The sequence below is a fragment of the Microcoleus sp. B7-D4 genome (assembly GCF_036705125.1).
In the GTDB taxonomy this organism is placed as follows: Bacteria; Cyanobacteriota; Cyanobacteriia; order Cyanobacteriales; family Microcoleaceae; genus Microcoleus.
Map to the genome: position 1 here is coordinate 27,018 of NZ_JAUBTT010000025.1, position 21,327 is coordinate 48,344.

At 46.2% G+C, this 21,327-nt stretch carries 17 protein-coding genes and 1 riboswitch; of the genes, 9 read left to right on the plus strand and 8 right to left on the minus strand.

The window, feature by feature from the left end:
• Positions 1-176 (minus strand): DUF3370 family protein (locus QUB12_RS12415; RefSeq protein ID WP_333307011.1); only part of this gene is annotated, 176 nt, incomplete at its 3' end.
• A gap of 138 nt (positions 177-314) precedes the next feature.
• Positions 315-1,238, minus strand: a complete 924-nt coding sequence (locus QUB12_RS12420) for a nucleoside hydrolase (RefSeq protein ID WP_333142140.1) — start codon at positions 1,236-1,238, stop codon at positions 315-317.
• A 79-nt stretch (positions 1,239-1,317) separates the two neighbouring features.
• Between QUB12_RS12420 and QUB12_RS12425 the strand changes: the two genes are divergently transcribed.
• Both QUB12_RS12425 and QUB12_RS12430 read left to right on the plus strand, forming a co-directional pair.
• Complete coding sequence (locus QUB12_RS12425) at positions 1,318-3,279, plus strand: S9 family peptidase (RefSeq protein WP_333306974.1); 1,962 nt, start codon at positions 1,318-1,320, stop codon at positions 3,277-3,279.
• Positions 3,280-3,493: 214 nt separating this feature from the next.
• Positions 3,494-3,712, plus strand: a complete 219-nt coding sequence (locus QUB12_RS12430; RefSeq protein ID WP_190741995.1) for a hypothetical protein — start codon at positions 3,494-3,496, stop codon at positions 3,710-3,712.
• Positions 3,713-4,094: 382 nt separating this feature from the next.
• Here QUB12_RS12430 and QUB12_RS12435 read toward each other — a convergent pair whose 3' ends face one another.
• The 4 genes from QUB12_RS12435 to ntrB all read right to left on the minus strand — a co-directional run bounded on the left by QUB12_RS12435 (position 4,095) and on the right by ntrB (position 8,367).
• Entirely contained in the window at positions 4,095-4,883 is a 789-nt protein-coding gene (locus QUB12_RS12435) for a universal stress protein (RefSeq protein ID WP_333142138.1), read from the minus strand.
• 46 nt (positions 4,884-4,929) lie between these two features.
• Entirely contained in the window at positions 4,930-5,769 is an 840-nt protein-coding gene (locus QUB12_RS12440; RefSeq protein ID WP_333306976.1) for a nitrate ABC transporter ATP-binding protein, read from the minus strand.
• 152 nt (positions 5,770-5,921) lie between these two features.
• Positions 5,922-7,352, minus strand: a complete 1,431-nt coding sequence (locus QUB12_RS12445; protein WP_333306979.1) for an ABC transporter substrate-binding protein — start codon at positions 7,350-7,352, stop codon at positions 5,922-5,924.
• Positions 7,353-7,518: 166 nt separating this feature from the next.
• Positions 7,519-8,367, minus strand: coding sequence for a nitrate ABC transporter permease (ntrB, locus tag QUB12_RS12450; RefSeq protein WP_333142135.1), 849 nt, complete (start codon positions 8,365-8,367; stop codon positions 7,519-7,521).
• A 100-nt stretch (positions 8,368-8,467) separates the two neighbouring features.
• Positions 8,468-8,680, minus strand: a riboswitch (cyclic di-AMP (ydaO/yuaA leader).
• A 170-nt stretch (positions 8,681-8,850) separates the two neighbouring features.
• Between ntrB and QUB12_RS12455 the strand changes: the two genes are divergently transcribed.
• Positions 8,851-10,044 (plus strand): sensor histidine kinase, encoded by a 1,194-nt coding sequence (locus tag QUB12_RS12455; protein ID WP_333142134.1) that lies wholly within the window; start codon positions 8,851-8,853, stop codon positions 10,042-10,044.
• A 174-nt stretch (positions 10,045-10,218) separates the two neighbouring features.
• On the opposite strand, the gene QUB12_RS12460 is transcribed toward QUB12_RS12455, so the two are convergent.
• Positions 10,219-11,556, minus strand: a complete 1,338-nt coding sequence (locus QUB12_RS12460) for an ArsB/NhaD family transporter (protein WP_333142133.1) — start codon at positions 11,554-11,556, stop codon at positions 10,219-10,221.
• A 281-nt stretch (positions 11,557-11,837) separates the two neighbouring features.
• On the opposite strand from QUB12_RS12460, the gene QUB12_RS12465 reads away from it, so the two are divergent.
• Together QUB12_RS12465 and QUB12_RS12470 are read left to right on the plus strand one after the other, a co-directional pair.
• Positions 11,838-13,046 (plus strand): HAMP domain-containing sensor histidine kinase, encoded by a 1,209-nt coding sequence (locus QUB12_RS12465; RefSeq protein ID WP_333306982.1) that lies wholly within the window; start codon positions 11,838-11,840, stop codon positions 13,044-13,046.
• 34 nt (positions 13,047-13,080) lie between these two features.
• Positions 13,081-15,342 (plus strand): VWA domain-containing protein, encoded by a 2,262-nt coding sequence (locus tag QUB12_RS12470; RefSeq protein WP_333142131.1) that lies wholly within the window; start codon positions 13,081-13,083, stop codon positions 15,340-15,342.
• Positions 15,343-15,424: 82 nt separating this feature from the next.
• On the opposite strand, the gene QUB12_RS12475 is transcribed toward QUB12_RS12470, so the two are convergent.
• Positions 15,425-15,754 carry a PEP-CTERM sorting domain-containing protein gene (locus tag QUB12_RS12475; RefSeq protein WP_333105776.1) on the minus strand — a complete coding sequence of 110 codons (330 nt, stop codon included), beginning with the start codon at positions 15,752-15,754 and terminating at the stop codon, positions 15,425-15,427.
• Positions 15,755-16,304: 550 nt separating this feature from the next.
• On the opposite strand from QUB12_RS12475, the gene QUB12_RS12480 reads away from it, so the two are divergent.
• The 4 genes from QUB12_RS12480 to QUB12_RS37575 all read left to right on the plus strand — a co-directional run bounded on the left by QUB12_RS12480 (position 16,305) and on the right by QUB12_RS37575 (position 21,269).
• Entirely contained in the window at positions 16,305-17,033 is a 729-nt protein-coding gene (locus QUB12_RS12480) for a Bax inhibitor-1 family protein (RefSeq protein ID WP_333142130.1), read from the plus strand.
• A 243-nt stretch (positions 17,034-17,276) separates the two neighbouring features.
• Entirely contained in the window at positions 17,277-18,860 is a 1,584-nt protein-coding gene (locus tag QUB12_RS12485) for a tetratricopeptide repeat protein (protein WP_333306984.1), read from the plus strand.
• 175 nt (positions 18,861-19,035) lie between these two features.
• A complete protein-coding gene (locus tag QUB12_RS12490; protein WP_333142159.1) occupies positions 19,036-20,082 on the plus strand; it encodes a PCRF domain-containing protein in 1,047 nt (348 codons plus the stop codon).
• A gap of 67 nt (positions 20,083-20,149) precedes the next feature.
• Positions 20,150-21,269 (plus strand): PCRF domain-containing protein gene (locus QUB12_RS37575; protein WP_445300664.1). Its coding sequence is split into 2 segments (ribosomal slippage): positions 20,150-20,223 and positions 20,222-21,269, totalling 1,122 coding nucleotides; the frame shifts between segments, so codons are not numbered across the junction.
• Positions 21,270-21,327: the final 58 nt, after the last annotated feature.

The window sequence follows — 21,327 nt, forward strand, 5'->3', positions numbered from 1 at the left end:
GGGGGAAATGTCGAAAGCAAAATTCCTTCTTGCAGCACTAATTCGGGGCTGTTGCTGTTAAATACTGGTATGTTGTCTAACTGTCCGGGGAGGGGTCGCACTTCTTGGATTTGGAGGATTTCTTGAGGTGCGGGAGGGGTTTGGGCTAAGGGGAGAATTGATATAATTGGCAGCATTTTTGAGATGAGTTTTTTTTTACCGCAGAGGGCGCAGAGGGCGCAGAGGAAGAGAGGGAAGAGAAGAAAATGTGAATATTTGTGTCGGGGCGGGTTTTGTACGGATATTTTGCTCAGTTCTAGCAGATATTGTGATTTTTACTTCGCCCACTGTTGTAATATGTATTTGTAAAATTGGGCTGTGTCTACTTTATCCATTGCTTGAATTTTTCGCCCTCCTATTTTAACTTGTGTGCGTCCTTGGCTGATGCCTTCGGTAATAATTTCTGTTTCCCATTCTCGCAGTTGGTAAAATTCGGGATGCGCTAAATAAGCGGTTGCCAAAATGTCCCAAAAATAGTAATCTTGAGATATTGCTAGGGCATAACACTGTCCTGCTAAGTCGGAAATTGGATATTTGCGCTGTTTTGCTAAGAGATTGGAAAATTCTACAGTCAGCGGTACATTATTCGTGATATCTAAAGGACACATGACAACGGGAATTTGTGTTTGCCAAATTCTATCGATTGCTATCGGGTCCCAGTAAGCATTCCATTCCGCCGACATATCTTGTCCGGGTTCCATATCTTTGCTAACATTGCCCATAACATTGAGGGCGCCTCCCATCCAGACAATTTCTTGAATTTTGCTTTCAATTTCTGGCGCGATATCTAAAGCTTGCGCTACTGTTGTTAACGGCCCCGTTACCATTAATGTGACTGGTACGGCTGCATCTCGCAAAACTCGTACCATAAAGTTTTGTCCGGGTTCTGATATTAACGGCGTGTCAATGGTTCCTTTTTCATTTAGAATGGGAAGTCGATCGACTGCAAAGGAATCTCGCCTAAATAACACCGGAAATGGATTCAGTCCCCGTACCGTACTCGCCGCCACCGGAACTTCTGAACGCCCCATCAAATCAAGGATTTTGCGCGTTGCACTCACGGCCGGTTGAATGTAGCAGTCCGCAGGAGTTACAATTACTCCCAGAGTTTCGACTTCCTCCATTGTCATCAGCAACACGACTGAGAGATAGTCGTCAACTGCACCGTCGTGATCCATTAGTACGAGTTTTTTGGACATTTTGCTTCCCCAGTGACTGAATTAGTGTAAAGTACAAATATTAATTTTTTTGTTCTAGAAACACAACTGCCTCAACTATATGAATACAGTATCACCTTACGGGTCTTGGAAATCACCTATTTCTTCCGATTTAATTGTTTCTGGAACTGTCGGACTCGGACAAATTGCTATTGACGGCGATGATATTTACTGGGTTGAGGGAAGACCTTCGGAAGCGGGAAGAAGCGTCCTCGTGCGGCGCACTCCTGACGGTAAAATCAGCGACGTGACACCGCATCCTTTTAATGTTCGCACTCGCGTTCACGAATACGGCGGCGCTTCCTTTGCAGTGGCTGGCGGTGTTGTCTATTTTTCTCATTTTGCCGACCAACGTATTTACTCTCAAGCATTAGATTCTCAACCCCAACCTCTGACACCTGCTGCTAATTATCGCTATGCAGATGCGATAGTTGACAAGCAGAGAAATCGCCTGATTTGCGTGCGCGAAGACTATGCAGGTGAGGGCGAACCTGTCAATACTATTGTTAGCATTAATTTAGATAACGGCGAAGATATTCAAATCTTAACTCAGGGCAATGATTTTTATGCTTCCCCTCGTTTAAGTCCAGACGGTTCTCTACTTTCCTGGATTTGTTGGAACCATCCAAATATGCCGTGGGATGGCACAGAATTGTGGGTAGCAGAAATTAATGCTGACGGTTCTTTAGGTGAAAAATACTTGGTTGCTGGCGGGGTTGATGAGTCGATTTTTCAACCGGAATGGTCGCCCGATGGAGTTTTGTATTTTGTTTCTGACAAGTCGAACTGGTGGAATTTCTACCGCTGGCAATCTAGAACCCCCCTCAATCCCCCCTTGGTAAGGGGGGAAGCAGAGATAGAAACCAGCTTGTGCGAAATGGCGGCTGAATTCGGACTTCCCCAGTGGGTTTTTGGAATGTCTACTTATGCCGTTGTCTCGGAAAGCAAAATTATTTGCACCTACACTCAGCAAGGCCTGTGGTATTTAGCGAGTCTTGATTTAACGACTAAGCAGTTGACAACAATTGAAACGCCTTACACTGATATTTCGTCGATCAAAGGGCGGGGAGAAACAGTTGTTTTTTTGGCAGGTTCGCCGACTGAATCTAGTGCTATTGTACAACTGAATTTAGCAACAAGTCAACTAGAAATCTTGCGGAAATCGAGCAATTTAAGCATCAATTCTGGTTATCTTTCTGTACCGGAACCGATTGAATTCCCCACGGAAAACAATTTGACTGCTTTCGGTTTCTTCTATCCCCCGAAAAATCAAGATTTCGCAGCGCCTGCGGGTGAAAAACCGCCGTTAGTTGTGAAAAGTCACGGCGGCCCAACTGCTGCTACTTCTAGCAGCATGAATTTGAAAATTCAATATTGGACGAGTCGCGGTTTTGCCGTGCTCGATGTTAATTACGGCGGCAGCACTGGTTACGGTCGAGAATACAGAAAAAGACTGCAAGATAGTTGGGGAATTGTCGATGTTGACGACTGCGCTAACGGTGCTAAATATTTAGCTCAAAAAGGTTTAGTTGATGGCGAAAGAATGGCGATCGCCGGAGGCAGCGCAGGGGGGTACACTACGCTGTGCGCTCTTACTTTCCGCGATGTATTTAAGGCCGGTGCGAGCTATTATGGAGTTAGCGATTTGGAAGCTTTGGCAACGGATACTCACAAGTTTGAAGCCCGCTATCTGGATGGATTAATCGGGCCTTATCCTGAAAGAAAAGATTTGTATGTAGCTCGTTCGCCGATTCATTCCGCCGAACGTTTATCTTGTCCCGTTATCTTCTTTCAAGGATTAGAAGATAAAGTGGTTCCGCCCAATCAAGCGGAAATGATGGTAGAGATATTGAAAGCTAAAGGTTTGCCGGTTGCTTATGTTGCTTATGAAGGGGAACACCACGGTTTTCGCCGCGCTGAAAATATCAAAAGAACTCTTGACGGCGAATTCTATTTCTATTCGCGGGTGTTTAAGTTTGAGTTAGCTGAACCTGTGGAGGAAGTGCCGATTTTCAATCTTTAGAAAACATTAAGTTTGCAGTTGCTCGCTCTTCCCTAAAACGCACCTGCAAGCTATATCATAATTCGCCAACTTTAAAGGTGATTTACTTCACAAATTTTGCTGTTTATTGTCACACCTTTAAAGGCTATACAGCTATAAATTTTTATAGTGCGATCGCCTTTTGTTGTTGCAAAAACGCCCGATCGCGCGATCGTCGAGTAGAGAGTCAATTACTATGCAAACTCCTGTCCACCTGATTCCATCTGCTTTGGGCGAGCTGTTTGCCGAAGTGAATCAAAATGGCTACATTACTCTAGCGGATAGGTACGGTTTGATGGCTGCTATTTTTGACGAAAATCTGACTGAGGAAGACAAACGCTCGATCGATCGCCTGCTGCGCTCTGTGTGCCGAGGAAAGATAAAATTAGTTAACGAATTATCTACGATCAGATAAGTGCCGAGAATTTTATTTGACTGTAATTTTAAAAAGATCAACAATCAAAAAAAGCCCCAATTGTCTCGTAATTGGGACTTCCATCAAGGAAACTATTTTTAATTTTTCATCGAGATAGGACTAAGGTAAAAAAAGGTTTGGCGCGCGAATTATAGCGCAATACGCTTGGGTTAAAACTATTTATTCCTCGGAGATCCCCCTACATCCCCCTTAAGAAGGGGGACGCAAGAGTAATTTCTTGTCCCCCCCTTGTAGGGGCGGTGCCCCCGTGCCCGCCCTTGGCTAGGGGGGATCGAGCTTAACTGAACCGTATTGAATTATAGCGGTAGGGTGTGCAGTGCACACCTTACATATAGAAGTTTTGCGTAACTGCTGAACAAGTTTAATGTGCAGGTATAGTTGTCGCCAACTGCAACTTGCTCAAACTTTCTTCAGGCCCAAAATCCATCTGATAGCTGAGTGCCGAAGGAATCCCGAGCACGCAGCACGGAAAATTATTGCCTAGTTCCCTAACCAGCCGATGGTTGCCAGAATCACAGCCCAAGAACAGTAAATTTGCTGATTCTAATTCAACCACATTTCTCAGTTCTGTAGCAACCCGCCCGATGCGTAAATGAGCTTTGAATAAACCGCGCCATTCCTCAGCCAAACAGCGCGCTTGCCACAGCAACTTATCTGCTACCTCGTACTCATTATTTTGACCAAAAACTGCTCTCAAATCAGGCGGATCTATCCAACTTTTTCCCTGGGATATTGATGGGATTTCGGTTTGAGGTAAAGCGATCGCAGGCGCTGCACAGTTAAGGGCAAATGCTTCCTCTAACTCCGACACTTTCGGCTTGGCAGCCAAGGCATTTCCCACAGCAACTTTGCAAGTATCTTCTCCGTAACTTTTGGGCGCTTCGTCGATCACGTAGACAACTTGAACCGTGACTTCTTTAGTTGTTACTAAACGAGTTTGATGCGCCATCCAAAGGGTAATGTCCAGAGCTGTTTGGCTTTTGGGAGAACTGTTGTAACCGACAATAAAATTGATACTTTTTGCCTGTTTTGTAACTTTTGATTTCTTAGAACCTTGCGCTTGTGGCTCCGGCAGCAACACCATTTCTTCTGCTAAGTTTTGATATCCCAATGCACTTTCAAAACGCGCTAACATTGTTTTGAGATTCACAGGCTTGACCTCTCTTAAGTGAATTGTTTGGTCTGTCCGTCGGGCGTTATTCGTCTTGGGTAAAATAGCGATCGAGAAAATTCAAAGCATAGTTGCGGAGTTCGTAATACTCCTGGGATTCCCGCAACTCTTGGCGATCGCGCGGGCGCGCAAACGGCACTGACAAAATTTCACCTATCGTCGCAGCCGGGCCGTTTGTCATCAGTACAATGCGATCGGACATATAGATAGCTTCATCCACATCGTGAGTAATCATCATTGCAGCTTGTCTGTGATTTTCCCAGATGTCCAGCACCTGTTTCTGCAACTTGCCGCGAGTCAGAGCATCCAGCGCTCCAAACGGTTCGTCCATTAATAACATTTTCGGTCGAATCGCCAAAGCTCGCGCAATCCCAACCCGCTGTTTCATGCCCCCTGAAATTTCGTCTGGATATTTATCGGCTGCTGCCGTTAAGTTTACCATTGCTAGATGTTCGTTGACAAGACTAATCTTCTCCGGGCGGCTAAGACTTTGCAAAACTTCATCAACTGCCAGCCGAATATTTTCCCGCACCGTCAGCCAAGGCAGCAATCCGTAGTGCTGAAATACCATCATGCGATCGGCTCCAGGTTTGCGAATTTCTTTTCCTTCCAGTGTCACCATTCCCCTGCTCTGTTTTTCCAAACCAGCCACTATTTTTAGCAGCGTTGATTTGCCACACCCAGAGTGACCGATTACCGAAATAAATTCGTTTTCTCCAATACTTAAATTGATATTGTCCAAAACGCTAAATTCGCTACCGTCCGCATTTTTATACGACTTGAACAAATTGTTAATTTCCAGAAATTCAGGCTGCTTCTTGACTTGGTTGCTGGCTTCGATAGAAGTAGAAGTGTATTGACTCACGGTATTCTCCTCAAAAATAGTAAAGTGTTAATTGACTTTTCTGGCTATTGCCTAAATCCTCAAATTGGGCAGTCGGTTTCAACCGACTTTAGCTATTAGCCAGGGAATAAATTCCCTGGCGGGACATTAGGAAAAGCGCAACATCTCAAACATTAAGACTGAAAAAAAGACTGAGGGCGGTTTGCTCGAATTTCAAAACTATTCAAATAACCCACCGGATCGCTGGGATCAAATGCCTTTTTATCAATGAAAAGTTCTGCAGGTTCCACTTGGTAATCCTCCTTCGGACAATCGATCCCCATTTCGGCAACAATCTTGCGGTAAAGGTCGGTTCTCCAAGCTTTTTTAGCTAATTCCTCAGCATTTTTTGGAACTCCTTTAATCTGTCCCCAGCGAGCGGCTTGAGTCATCAACCAAATACTCTGAGACTGCCACATAAATGTTGAATGATTTCCGGGTATTTGAGGCAAATTCTTAGGAATGTCATAGAAAATAGTTGCATCTTCCGATTGTATGGTGCGGTCTTTTTCGTCAAACCCTCCATAGTTGTAGTCGCCAACAATTGCCGGCCGCGTAAATTTGTCGATCGCCCCTTTTTTCGGTTTCGCCCCCGTAAACGATCGCTCAGTTAGCAGCGCCGATATTTCACTGCGATTTTCCGGCTTGCTGCAATACTGACAAGCTTCCACCATTGCCTTAACCAGCGAGTAATAAGTCTTCGGATTTTCCTCAATGAATGATTCCATTACTCCCAAAAGGCGATCGGGATGTCCCAGCCAAACTTCCTTGCCTTGCACGAAGGTAAAACCCACTCCCAAATTGCCTTGAATTGCCCGCGTATTCCAAGGTTCTGCCACCATATAAGCCTGCATGGCGCCAATCCTGATATTAGTTACCATCTGCGGCGGCGGCACAATAATTACCCGAAATTCTTTGAACGGATCGACACCGGCAGCCGCCGATATGTAGCGGACAAAGTATTCGTAAATCGCAGAACTCAGAACCACTGCCCAAACCCTGTTTTCCGAGGGCTGGCTGTCAAAAAAAGCGCGAAATTGTTTGCCAAATTCTTCCAAATTTCCGTTGTATTCGTGCCACGGGCGCAAACCGGAATCCCACATAGCTTTGTTCATCGTCATGGCGTTGCCGTGGCGGTGAATTGTCATTGCCGCGCACAGGGGTGCGTGCCGCGCTCCTTCAGCGCCAACTCGGGCGTTTGTGACGGCGCCGGATACGACTGGGGAGGCGTCGAGGCGGCCGAAGATTACGCCGTCGCGGGAGGTTGCCCAGCTTGCTTCGCGGTTGAGTTGGACGTTTAAACCGTATTTGCGGAAAAAGCCTTTTTTCCAGGCGATCGCAAATGGTGCACAATCGTTAACCGGCACGTATCCTACGGTTAAATCTGGTTTTTCTAAGGTTCGGGAATCGACAACTGGCTTTACGGCTAAGGCTTCTTCTGTGAGTCCTTTTGCCGATCGATCCGCGCTAATTGCACAACCAGATAAAGCCATTCCCGCCGCCGCCATTCCCATCCCTTGCAAAAACTCGCGGCGCTTCCATTCATTGGAAAACTTGTCACTCATACAATTTTAGATTTTAGATTTTAGATTTTAGATTTGAAGTTGTAGTTGTAGGGTGCGTCGCCACCAACCATCACAAACAAAAATCGACCATCCATGAGCGACGCACCTTACAGTTGACACTTGATAGTTAACTGTTCGCTGCTGACTAATGACTAATGACTAATGACTAATGACTGCTGACTGCTCGATGCGTTACTAATTCCTGAATTTTGTCAACAGCAGCATCGAGCAACAATCCAGTTATGCCAATTACAAACACCGCTAAAAATACCGAACTCAGGTTCAAACGGCTCCACTCATCCCAGACAAAAAAGCCAATTCCCACACCGCCTGTCAGCATTTCCACCGCCACAATCACCAGCCAAGCAATCCCCAAACTAATCCGCAAACCTGTAAAAATGTAGGGCAAACTCGCCGGCCAAATTATTTTGGTAATCCGCCTCCAGCGCGGCATCTCCAACACTTGCGCCACATCCAGATAATCCTTGGAAACGCTAGAAACTCCCAAAGCTGTGTTGATAATTGTCGGCCACAAAGACGTGATGAATATGACAAAAATTGCCGACGGCTCTGCTAAATTAAAAATCGATAAAGCTATGGGCAGCCAAGCTAGCGGGGACACCGGTTTGAAGATTTGAATCAGCGGATTGAGCGCCATCATTGCCGGTTTCGACATCCCGATCAGAAATCCCACGGGAATCGCCACTGCTGCACCCAGGAAAAATCCCACCAACACCCGTCGCAAACTCGCTAGCAGCAGCCAGCCAATGCCTAAATCTCCAGGCCCGCGCTGATAAAATGGATGGAATATGTAATCTAAATTAGCGATTAACGCCTGATAGGGAGTGGGAATCAAATCGCTGTTGAAGCTGGCAACAATCCACCACAAGCCAATAATTCCCAAAAAACCCGCAGCAGGTAACAAAACTGCATCTCGGATGACAACGGGTTTTACACGCTTCCACGTTGCAACTCCTGCAAGTGCGATCGCAGATAAATTAAGCTGTATGAACATTTCTATCTCCTTCAGAGTCAGGGCAGGTACAAGAATCTTGAACAATACCAACCTGAGACACTGACGAAGCCAAACAATCTTTTTCAGAACATTTGGCTTTTCAGTCTCTTCTCAATGCCTGCGAAGTTAGCTGACGGGCTAGGACTGAGAGATGTCCTTCTCCTTAGATTTCAAAATCAAAAATTACACTCTAATTTGGCACTTTTTAACTTTGCTTTTTAATTCTGTAGAGATTCGCCCCGAAAATTGGTTCCTCCGCTCCAGCCACACGCTTGGTTTGATTCCGCAGCGCTGGATTAGGCTTGACGTTTTAAGCCAATTTAACTTAAGCTAGCACGAGCGTATTATATTGTCAATAGGTCTTGGGGAGTAGCTATTTGAGTGCGACAGAGGCCAAAAGTTGAGAGAAAATTCAAAAAGCTAATGATTAAAGTAATCTAGAAATATAAAATTACGATCGCTTACTTGATTTATATAAAAGCCATGATAGATTTTAGCCAAGCGCTACAAGATAAAATTGATATAATTACCGAAAACTGGATCGAAGCTGTTCGGAGCGACGAGGAAATCGGCACCGCCAAGCAACTCCCCTACGATTCCGTGCGCGACAGCCTTCCCATCGTACTGCATGCGCTGGTAACTATGCTGTCCGAATCAGAAGACAGCGACCTTCGGACAGTCATACAAGAAAGTTTAGACCACGGGACTGTCAGGGCCGGGCAAGGCTACGATGCCCAAGAAATTGCGCGGGAATACCGCTTGCTGCGGAGGGTAATTTTCGATGCTTTAGAGCCAGAATTGCTAAAAGGCTCAGCCGCTGAAGTGAACCGAGCTTATCGCTTAATTGACACTGCCCTCGACGAAGCAATTGCTGACTGTTTCAAAACCTATACCCAGGCAAGATTCCAAGAACTACAGGAGTTGCAAAACCAATTGCAACTTACAAATCAAGAGCTGAGTCGCTTACTTCGCGCCAGTCAAGAGAATATATCTCACTTAGCTCACGAATTGAAAACCCCCCTCACCTCTATTATTGGCTACTCACAATTGTTTTTGCGCCAAATAAACAATCCTAGAGTTAAAGATTCGGCTCCCAATTTGGCACATATTGATAAAGTCCTCAACAACGGCAGACTATTACTTAGATTAATTAACGATACTCTCGAAATCTCGCGGTACGACACGGGACGCATAAATTTGCAGCTAAGTGCTACAAATGTGCGATCGGCGCTCGGCACTGTTGTCGAAATAATCGAGCCTTTGGCGAAAGCCAAAAATTTAGAGATCGCCCTTGAGTGCGATCCAGTTCTCGATCAAGTTATGACAGATTACTTGCGCTTGCAGCAAATTATCACCAACTTGGTGAGCAACGCCATTCGCTACACTCAAGCTGGTAATATTACCATAAAAACCGAATTATTGCCAGACCAACATTGGAGTATCTGCATCACCGATACAGGCATTGGCATTGCTTCAGAAGACTGCGATCGGATTTTTCAGCCATTTGTTCGGGCCAACAACTCCCTGGGTTCTGTGATGCCTGACAGTACCGGCTTAGGGCTAGCAATTGTCGCTCGATTAGTCAACCTCTTGCAAGGTAAAATCGAATTAGTTTCTGAAGTAGGAGTTGGCACCTCCTTCACTGTAATTTTCCCCTTAGAATTGGATGGAGTTTAGATTACTGTTAACTGTTGACTGTTGACTGTTGACTGTTAACTGTTGACTGTTAACTGTTGACTGACAACTGACAACTGACAACTGACAACTGACAACTGACAACTGACAACTGACTAATAACTAATAACTAATAACTAATGACTAATAACTAATGACTAATGACTAATGACTTCTTTAAATCAGAAACCGAATAGTTACATAAACAGCCGCAGCCACCAATTGCACCGCCATCACAGGAAGCCCGTAACGCAGAAAAGTTTGAAAAGAAATCCGGCGTCCGTGCTGTTCAGAAATTCCCGCCGCCACTATATTAGAAGAAGCTCCTACCAAAGTGCCATTTCCGCCTAAAGTTGCTCCATACATCATCGCATAAAACAGCGGCAGCACAGCAGGTGGAAACTGCCCTGCAAAATCCGGCGCCAGCACTTCTGCCGGTGCAAGCCCGACATTGACAACATACTGTTTTAGCAGCGGCACCATCGCCACTACCAGCGGAATATTTGGCACCACACTGGACATCAAACCCACAAAAAATAACAAAACTAAAGATCCCAGAAAAATATTCTTACCTAAAATCACTGCTAATATTCCAGATATACTGGCGATGACTCCGGTTTTTTCCAAACCGCCAATCAGCACAAAGATAGACATAAAAAATAGCAGCGTGCTCCAATCTAAATCACGCAAAATATTATTAACAGAATCAATTTGGGAATGGTGAGCTAAAAGCATTGCCAAAGCAGCCCCCAACAAAGCAACGGCTGCCGGTGAAATAGGCACGGGCAGAGACTCTCCTATTACAAAAAAAGTCAGCACGAAAGCTATAATTAAGCCGCCTACTACTAAAACTCGCGGGTGATTGATTTTCGGGTGGGGCAAATGTTCCAAATCGTCTAAGTTCTTGTGCCAAATTTCGCGGAACAGCCAAGGCAACATAACTACTATCACTCCTACTGCGATCGCCCCGCCCAAACTTAACTTTAGCAGGTAATCTGCAAAGCTCATGTTAATAGCATCGCCGACAATGAATGTCGCCGGATCGCCCACGATTGTCAGCAGTCCCGAACTGTTAGCCACAAATACCATTAAAATCAGTAACGGCACAAAATCTACACCTACTTCTTCTGCCATTGGCGGAATTAATGGTGCTAGCAGCATGACTGTCGTGGCATTGGGCAAAACTGCACAAATTGGCGTAGTAATCGCGACAACACCCAGCAAGAGATTTTTGCCTTTGCCTTTAGCCAAAAGCACAATTTGAGTTGCCAAGTATTCAAATACTTTGGTAGGCTCAAAGGCTCTCACCATTACCATGACTCCGAAGAATAAGCCCAGCGTGGCGTGACTCCGACCGATATATTCGATCGCGTTGTTTAACGTCATCACGTGGGTAAACACCAGAATCACTGCTCCCAGAAATGCCGCAACTGTTAGGTGTATCCATTCTGTAATTATTAAGAAAATTACACATATAAATGTTGTTGCAGCAATCACAGCTTGTACGTTTTCCATTTATTCCCCTGAACAATTTAATACTTAAAATTAAAAACTATTAGTGTGAGGCAATGTACTACTTTATGGCTCTTCTGTCAATAGGTTGAAGGGCTGATTATCGTAGCAACACGCTGGGATCGACCCCTAGAGAGAGATCCGGCACAGGGAAAAAATCACCTCAAAACTACTTCTTTTGGCAGGGTCGCGATCGCCAGAAGTTTGGTATGGCGATCGGGCGATCCCTCAACTACAATGAAGCATAGGCAATCTCTGCCAAACTCAACCCCCACGCAGACATCATGGACTACAGCCAAGTGCTCGCCGACAAAACCGATACTATCGTCAAAAACTGGATTGAAGCAGTTCGTCAGGATCGGAAAATTGAAACCGCTGACGCCTTACCGCACTCAGCAATCGAAAATCACATACCTCACCTGCTGGCGGCGATGGTCACAGTGCTTTCCCAATATCAAAACAGCGAAATAAAACTAATAATTGAAGCCAGTTTAGATCACGGATTTCTCAGAGCAGAACAAGGCTACGACGCCGCAGAAGTAGCCCGCGAATACCATTTATTGCGTCAAGTAATATTCTCCCACTTAGAAGCCGAATTGCTAGCAGGAAGCGTCGCAGACGTATTCAGAGCTTTTCGGCTGATAGATGCCGTACTAGACGAAGCAATTGCCCAGTGTTTCAATAGCTACGTCGATCAGAGGATGCGGGAACTTCACCAAATCCAAACTCAGTTAACACTCACCAATCAAGAGTTCAATCGCCTCGTCAGCGTCAATCAAGAAAACGTCTACCATTTAGCTCACGAACTCAAAACTCCTCTCAACTCAATTATTGGTTATTCCGAACTGTTTTTGCGCCAAGAAAAATGGCAATCTGAAATCAAAGATACCCTCCCCGGCATCGAACACATCGAGCGAGTATTACGCAACGGCAGACAGTTGCTTCGCATGATTAATGACACACTAGAACTTTCTCGTGCCAATGCCGGAAAAATTAAACTTAACCTGCAGCGAACTAATGTACAATCTGTAATTAACACCGTACTAGAGATAATGCAGCCAATTGCTGATGCTAAAGGATTAAAGCTCGCTGTTACCAGCGACTGCGGCCCAACACAAGTAATCTCCGACTCTGGGCGGCTGCAACAAATTCTGATCAACCTGTTGAGCAATGCCATTCGCTATACAGAATCTGGTAGCATTGAATTAAGTTGCCGCCCTGCTGGAGAAGGAAATTGGGCGATCGCAATTACAGATACCGGCATTGGCATCGCCCCCGAAGATACAAAGCGCATCTTTGACCCCTTCTTTCAAGCAGGAGAAGCAGGCAAACAGCTCTTTCCCACCGAAAGCACTGGCCTGGGATTAGCAATAGTATCGCGGCTCGTCTCGCTGCTGCAAGGCAAAATCGAGCTAGTATCAGAAATAGGAGTCGGCTCAACTTTTACCGTGATTCTGCCCCAAGAAGTTAAAGTCCTCCAAGAAGTAAGCTAAACATTAAGTTCAAATTTTTAGATCCGAAAATCCTATGCCTGCAGCCAACCTTAGCCCTTCCACCACAGCCTTTCCCCTCACCGCCGTAGTCGGGCAAGAAGCAATCAAATTAGCCCTGCTGTTAGCAGCAGTCGATCCCGGATTGGGAGGAGTTGCGATCGCAGGCCGCCGCGGTACAGCAAAATCAGTAATGGCCCGCGCCTTGCACTCCTTACTGCCACCCATTGAAATTGTTAAAGATTCTTTTTGCAACGCCGAACCTAATGAAATTATTGCCGAACAGGCATCAGGCTTGTTACCAGAAAATGGCGGGCAAGATGCCCACACCACCGATACTAATTCCTTAAATACTGAAATAATTCCCACACCATTTATTCAAATTCCTTTGGGTGTCACCGAAGACCGACTCTTAGGTTCCGTCGATGTCGAACAATCAGTAAAATTCGGCCAAACCGTATTTCAACCCGGACTCTTGGCCCAAGCAAATCGAGGCGTACTTTATGTTGACGAAATTAACCTCCTCGACGACAACATTTCCAACCAATTGCTAACAGTATTAACCGAAGGACGCAACCAAATAGAGCGCGAAGGAATTAGCTTTCAACACCCCTGCAAACCTCTATTTATCGCCACCTACAACCCCGAAGAAGGGCCGCTGAGAGAACATTTGCTCGATCGCATCGCGATCGTACTTTCAGCCGACGCAGCACTCGAACTAGAAGAAAGAGTCTATGCAGTAGAACAAGCTTTATCCTACTCCCGATCCCCCCAAGAATTTCTCAATCAATACAGCGAAGACACCGACAACCTCAAAACCCAAATCATCCTAGCCAGAGAATGGCTCAAAGATGTCAGTATTAAACGCGAACAAATTGCCTACCTAGTAGAAGAAGCCATCCGGGGTGGCGTTCAAGGACACCGCGCCGAAATATTCGCAGTCCGCGTCGCCAAAGCCGCCGCCGCCATCGAAGGACGCACAGAAGTTAACGCCGAAGACCTGCGCCGCGCCGTAGAATTAGTCATCGTACCCCGCGCCACCATCATCCAAACTCCCCCAGACGAAAACTCTCCTCCTCCTCCCCCTCCACCGCCTCCCCAAAAGCAGTCAGAACAAGAACAAGACGAACCAGAAAACGAGCAAGAAGACGAAGAAGACCAAGAGGATGAAGACAACCCGGAACCTGAAGAAGAACCAGAAAAAGATACCATTCCCGAAGAATTTCTCTTCGACCCCGAAGGCGTAATTCTCGACCCCAGCGTGCTTTTATTCGCCCAACAATCCGCCAACAAACAAGGCAAATCGGGCAGCCGCAGCACCATTTTCTCCGAAGATAGAGGCCGTTACGTCAAGCCAGTCTTACCCAAAGGCCCCGTCCGCCGCATCGCCGTTGACGCTACCCTCCGAGCCGCCGCACCTTACCAAAAAGCCCGTCGCGACAGGAATTCTAACCCCCCCCAACCCCCCCTTAGTAAGGGGGGGCAACAGGCGAGTCAACCCCCCCTTGGTAACGGGGGGCAACAGGCGAGTCAACCCCCCCTTGGTAACGGGGGGCAACAGGCGAGTCAACCCCCCCTTAGTAACGGGGGGCAACAGGCGAGTCAACCCCCCCTTAGTAACGGGGGGCAAGGGGGGGTTGAACGCCGTGTATTTGTGGAACAGGGAGACATTCGGGCGAAGCGCTTGGCCAGAAAAGCTGGAGCTTTAGTCGTATTTGTCGTCGATGCTTCGGGTTCGATGGCCCTCAACCGAATGCAGTCGGCCAAAGGTGCAGTCATGCAGCTACTCACAGAAGCTTATCAAAGCCGCGACCAAGTTGCTCTCATTCCCTTTCGCGGAGAACAAGCAGAAGTGCTGCTACCGCCCACTCGCTCCATAGCCTTAGCCCGCAAGCGTTTGGAACGTTTGCCCTGCGGTGGCGGTTCTCCCCTGGCCCACGGTTTGACTCAAGCAGTGCGGGTGGGAGTCAACGCGCGGCAGTCTGGAGATATCGGTCAAGTTGCGATTGTCGCCATTACTGACGGACGCGGTAATATTCCTTTGGCTCGTTCTTTGGGCGAACCGATTGTAGAAGGAGAAAAGCCTGATATTAAAAAGGAATTGTTAGAAATTGCTGCCAAAATTCGTGGGTTGGGAATGCAGTTGCTGGTGATTGATACCGAGAGCAAGTTTATTTCGACTGGCTTTGCGAAGGAATTGGCCAAGACTTCTGGAGGGAAATACTATCACTTGCCGAAAGCTACCGAACAGTCGATCGCAGCTATGACTAAAAATGCTCTGCGCGACGCGATCGGCTAAAATCCTGATACCCGGATTTATCTGCGTTTATCCGCGTTTATCTGCGGTTAAAAATCCAAAAATTAGACTTTTTGCCCAAAGTCTAATTTTTAACTCTCACTCTCCGGCGAGTCAGCGCCAGCGAACCCGCAACTAAACCCAACCCTACCACCGTCGAAGGCTCAGGAATTCTGGCGGGGAGAGACTCCCGGCTTGGCGTTGCCTGGTTCTGGCTGGAAGAATTTGTACCTTGGGGGAGTTGACCGCTATTCTGGGCCAGCAGCAAATATTCTGAACCCTGCCCTGAAGTAGCGGTATAAACGGCTCGGAAATTAGCTGCAACGGCAGCTTGACCGCCGGAGATAACGGCGGCGGCAGCCAATAAAATCCCGGCTGTAGGTGGCAATAATTTGCGCTCAAAAAATGTGGTCATTGGACATTACCTATTTAGCAGTTTGTCGATAGAACTCGATCTATTCATTAATTTTCCGGGTATCCTCTGTCTAAGCTACCTTAGCCATTAACGGAACCGATTTTAGATTTTAGATTTTAGATTTTAGATTTTAGATTTTAGATTATTGAAGTTTCTGGCCCCTAGTTTCAACTAAGTCGCAAATCAAAAACCTAAAATCAACTGTGGCCCCTGTCTCTAGCATATACTCCTTAATCTCCAATCGTAAATCCCCAATCCAAAATTGATTGACTTCAGCTATCTGCGATCTGATAGACTTTAAGCTGGCCCCTGGCCGCAGATAGCGCCGGCCCTTTAACCTCAATTATAGCTTTGCCGCGACGCGCAACGCTGCGAGACAGCGACACGACACATACCTGTACGCAGTCGATTATAAACAATCGATCCCTGCTTGGGAGTGATTTCACCCCCCTTCTTTATCAAATCTTTAAACTCTTTCAGGTTTTGCAAACAAAGTGTAAAGCTGTCAAAATAGAGATAGCAATTCTCAGCCAACATTAGGTAAATCCTCGTGAGTAACACTAGCAATTTCCGCGAAGCCGTGCGCGAGGCCAAAAACCACGCGCTAGTAGGCCCCAACGTCATCTCCAACGCTCTCCCCTTCGTGGGCGGCGGACTTGTCTTAACTGCTGTCGGCACCTACGGCGGCCTCGGAGTGATTCGTAACTATCCCGGGATCTTTTTCCCCACATTCATCGCTGCGATCGTCGTAGAATTAATTCTATTCTTCGTCGCCCGCGCCGCCGCCGAACAAGGCAACAAAAATACCGCTTTGCCCCTGCTGGCAACCTACAGCCTGCTTTCCGGCTACACCCTCAGCGGATTGGTATTTACAGCCCTCAGAACCCAAGGTGTCGGCATCTCCGGCATCGCTTTTGCCGCACTCGGATGCGGCATTACCTTCATCGCCGCCCGCCAAATTGGCTCCAACCTTTCTGAAGAAGACGGCATGGCCCTCACCAAAACTATCAGTTTAGGTGTCATTGCTTTGTTAGTCGTAGTTGGCGGTCAGTTTCTGCTCTCTCTATTTGGCGTCTACACCCCAACCTGGTTGGAAATTGGGATTTCTGGCGTCGGCGTGTTTATATTTGCCGGCGCTGCGATCGTCGATTTTTACATATTACCCCGCACCTACCGCGACGACCAGTATTTGCCCGCCGCTCTGTCGATGTACTTGACCTACATCAACTTGTTCATTTTCATTCTGCGCCTGCTGATTGCTCTCAACGGCCGGGATTAATTGAAACTTTAGCTTAAAAAAACCGCGGCTCGATGTCGATCGAGCCGCGGTTTTTGATTAAGATTTACCACCAAGATAGTCGTCATCGCGTCCTCTGTCCCTTATTTAAAAAACTTATATCATGTCCGCAGGCGACAGACATGAAGTATAATGTTACTTTTTAATCACTCTATCAAAGGTCTTGTTATCTAATTCTGTCGATCGCGATTTCAATATTAATCACAAATTAATTGGGGAAAACTCATGTACTTAAAATATGAAGATATCAGGAGAGTCAGCGTAGAAATTACCTCCAGGTGCAATGCAGCTTGCCCGCAGTGTCCCCGCACCGACAACCCGATTTTGCCGGGGGCAGAATTAAAGATGGAGGATATTGAGAGAATTTTCCCACAAGAGTTTTGCTCTCAGTTGGATTTGGTTTATATGTGCGGCAACTACGGCGATGCTATGACTAGCAATACCACAATTCCGGCGATCGAGTATTTGCACCGCATGGGAGTTCCTCAAATCGGGCTTTATACTAATGGTAGCGGACGCAATCCCGACTGGTGGCAAGCCCTGGCAAAGGCGATGACAGGAGAAAACGACAGCGTAACTTTTAGTATCGACGGCTTGGCAGATACTAACAGCATTTACCGCCAAAATACCAACTGGGACAGGATAATGCAGTCGGTTAATGCCTTTATCCAAGCAGGCGGAAAAGCTGTATGGCACTACTTGATTTTTGAACACAACCAGCACCAAGTAGAAGCAGCGCGGGATTTAGCCCAACAATTAGGATTTGTCGAGTTTGTACCGAAAGCAACCTCTCGTTTTGTGGCGAAAGAGATTTATGAGAAAGAGTCCGCAAATCAACAGCCTCAGAAGGCAGAAAACTCTCAGGTAGAGGCTAAGAGCGATCGCCCCAACCAACCAGCAAAAACTAATGCGTCAGCCCCTCAAAATCAAACACAGACCGCTGTTGGGTTGCACAAACAAGCTGAGGACTGTTTGAGACAAGGACAGCTCTCAGAGGCGATCGCAGCCAGCCAACAAGCCCTAAAAATTCAACCTAATTTTGCAGCAGCCTGGAAAACTTTAGGCAATGCTGTTCAAGGTTTGGGGAAGATGCAAGCAGCAGCAGATTGTTACGCCAAGGCCCTCAAAATTCAGCCTAATTTTCCCGAAGTTTATGCTAATGTCGGCAGTCTTTATGCTCAACAGCAACAGTGGCAGCCAGCTAGTGCTTATTACCAAAAGGCGATCGAGCTTAAACCCAATTTTGCCGGAGCTTATCGCAATTTAGCTAAAGTGTTGACGCAGTTGGGGCAACCAGAAAAAGCCAATTATGCTTGGTATCAAGCCATAGCTATCGAAACCTCTCAAGCACCAGAACCAACTCCTTCTGTCCCATCAAAGCCAGCCAGCGAAGAACTTCAACCCCCATCGTTGGAACAATATAAAAATCCCCAGGGAGACCAATTTATCCAAGCGGTAGAAAAATTTGGTAGCCTAAACAATTACTACCGAAATGTAGAAATTAGCTGTCAAACTCAAGCCAGCAAAGAGATTTTCATCAGTTTTGAAGCGGAACTCTGGCCTTGCTGTTGGGTAAGCCATACTAAATACGCTGTTTATAACCACACTTACAGACCGCAAATGCTGGCTTTAATTGAAAAGTACGGAAATGGTTTTAATTCTCTCAGAACTCAATCGGTGAAAGATGCGATCGCCAGAGATTGGTTTCGCGAAGACCTCACAAAAAGTTTTTCCTGTTCTAAAAGGTTGGACGTATGTGCTCACGAATGCGGTAAAACTTTCAATTCAACAGGTTCGCAGTATATCTAAGAAGGAAGGCACAACACGGATTTGGACACGGATACACGGATTAATTGCTGAAATGTCGAAATTTCTGCTAAACTGCAAAAATGCAGCCCACAACTAGGAGAACTAACCGTGGAAATTCTACACATAAAACACCATATCGAAACTTTGTCCGATCGCCTAATGGGTCTACAAGACTATCTTTAGCTCAGCATTAACTGCCGAGAGCCAAAAGTTACAACAGCTAGCAGCACAGCCGAAATCGGGCAACAGCATCAATACAGGCGAACGGCTACTCCAAGAACTAGACGCACTCCAATCCTACCAGGCAAAACTCAACCAGTGCCAAACAATTTTGGCAGATGCTACAGCAGCACTGGAGTTACTCGAATTTCAAGCTGACGAGGAATTAGAGCAAGAACTTCAAACTAATTTAGCTCAACTTAACTGCTCTCTCGAAGAGTATGAATTAGAGCAATCCTTGAGCGGGCCTTGCGACAAAAATGGAGCCTACCTGATAATTAGTGCACCAATAGATGACTTAGATGCTCTAGACTGGGCACAAATGTTGCTGAGAATGTATGCTCATTGGGGACAAAACCGAGGCTATAGAGTTATGTTGGTTGAAGATTCCCTATTGGAGTATGTAAAAATTAATTCTGCTATTTTGGAAATAGGAGGAGTTAATTCTCTAACTTTGGCAATAGACGGACGTTTCGCTTACGGCTATCTAAAGTCAGAAACCGGGGTGCATCTACTGAAACGTACATCGCCTTTTAATATTACCAGAAAGCAGGCGAGTTCAGCGACGGTGGAAGTTGTGCCAATGTATGTGGAACTGGAGATTCCACAGCAGGATTTAGAATTAATAATCTTGCCTCCTCCCTACGTGAGGTGTGTAGTCCGAACTTTGGTGAGGATTGTTCACATTCCTACTGGTATTTCTGCAATATCTGGGGAGGAGCGGAGTCGATTGCAAAATAGAGAAAGGGCTTTGGCGCTTCTCAAAAGCAAACTGTTTGCTATTATGCAAAGACAAGGAGTTCAACAGCTTGCAGACATTCAGGTTGCTCGCCTAAAAACAGTCCTTAACCAACCAATTCGGGAATATCAATTTGCCAGCGACAGCGCGAACCAGGGCAAAGTTTGGGATCTGCGTACAGGAATCCAAACAACAGCCGTCGCCGAGGTGCTCGACGGCAAACTTGACTCATTTATCAAAGCTGGTGTGCTACTGAAAAATTGATTTGCACATTTAGAGCAACATTTCAGCTAAACTCAAAAATACACCCCACAACGCCGGAGAACTGACAGTGGAAATTCTACACATCAAACACAACATCGAAACATTGTCCGATCGCCTAACGGGTCTACAAGACTGTCTTTAGCTCAGCATTAACCGCCGAGAGCCAAAAGTTACAACAGCTAGCAGCACAGCCGAAATCGGGCAACAGCATCAATACAGGCGAACGGCTACTCCAAGAACTAGACGCACTCCAATCCTACCAGGCAAAACTCAACCAGTGCCAAACAATTTTGGCAGATGCTACAGCAGCACTGGAGTTACTCGAATTTCAAGCTGACGAGGAATTAGAGCAAGAACTTCAAACTAATTTAGCTCAACTTAACTGCTCTCTCGAAGAGTATGAATTAGAGCAATCCTTGAGCGGGCCTTGCGACAAAAATGGAGCCTACCTGATAATTAATACAGCAATAGATGACCTAGATGCTCAAGACTGGGCAGAAATGTTGCGGAGAATGTATTATCGTTGGGGAGAAAACCGAGGCTATAAAGTTGCGGATGTTGAAGGTTCCCTATTGGAGTATCTAGAAATTAATTCTGCAATTTTGGTAAGAGGAGGAGTTAATTCTGTAACTTTGGCAATAGAGGGACGTTACGCTTACGGCTATCTAAAGTCAGAAACCGGAGTGCATCTACTGAAACGTACATCGCCTTTTAATATTACCAGAAAGCAGGCGAGTTCAGCGACGGTGGAAGTTGTGCCCATGTATGTGGAACTGGAGATTCCACAGCAGGATTTAGAGTTAATAATCTTGCCTCGTAGCAACCTGAAGAGTAGTGACCCACTCGAAAGTTGGGTGAGGATTGTTCATGTTCCTACTGGTATTTCTGCAATATCTGGGGAGGAGCGGAGTCGATTGCAAAATAGAAAAAAGGCTTTGGCGGTTCTCACCAGCAAACTGTTTGCTATTATGCAAAGACAAGGAGTTCAACAGCTTGCAGATATTCAGGGCGAGATCCTAAAAACAGTCCTTAACCAACCAATTCGGGAATATCAATTTGCCAGCGACAGCGCGAACCAGGGCAAAGTTTGGGATCTGCGTACAGGAATCCAAACAACAGCCGTCGCCGAGGTGCTCGACGGCAAACTTGACTCATTTATCAAAGCTGGTGTGCTACTGAAAAATTGATTTGCACATTTAGAGCAAAATTTCAGCTAAACTCAAAAATACACCCCACAACGCCGGA